At 57.5% G+C, this 576-nt stretch carries 1 protein-coding gene; it reads right to left on the bottom strand.

Features of this window, described 5'->3' with window-relative positions; translation table 11 throughout:
* Positions 1–181: 181 nt before the first annotated feature.
* On the bottom strand, positions 182–448 hold the full coding sequence (locus ACP7BZ_RS23010) for a hypothetical protein (protein WP_426117529.1): 267 nt from the start codon (positions 446–448) through the stop codon (positions 182–184).
* Between the last annotated feature and the right edge of the window lie 128 nt (positions 449–576).

Genomic DNA, 576 nt, shown 5'->3' with positions numbered 1-576 from the left:
GCGATCGCGGCCGCTGTGTGGATCAGTGCGTTTCGAATCGGCAGTTCGAGATCGGTACGCAAGTCCAGCTCGTGCATCAGCGTTGACGCTAAGGCATTGACGCAATCAGCACTCAGGTAAGGTAGGTCGGATTGGCTCGAGAGGTTGTCAGGCTCGTGCGGGTTGATGGCGCGCGGCATGATCAGGCCACCGACCAAGTGATGCGGGCCTTGCCAACGTCGGCCGGATCGCTCAGCTTGAAGAAAGCCGGGCTGTGCACTAGCCCTCCATTCATTACACCGTTGAGGCCAGCGCTCGCGACAACAGTGACGCCGCCGGCGCCGGTCACGGTCAAGCTTCCGACGAGCGGCGCCGTGGTTGATATCTGCATGTTTTTTAGCGCGCCGCCAGATTGCAGCATGCCGCCGGTCTCCGCGTTAAGTAAAGCGCCGTAAAGGTCGATTGCCATAGTTTCCTTAAAGTGTTGTGGTCTGGGTTTGATCTCTCATCCATCTCACTGTGAACTTCGATTCAGCGAGGATGGTTGAGGCTGTTGATTTAGATACGTCCTGCGCGCTGCAATTTATCGACCAGGTC

The organism is Massilia sp. PWRC2, assembly GCF_049896725.1.
Taxonomy (GTDB): domain Bacteria; phylum Pseudomonadota; class Gammaproteobacteria; order Burkholderiales; family Burkholderiaceae_D; genus JAFCUW01.
This window is presented reverse-complemented; position numbering and strand designations above follow the sequence as displayed.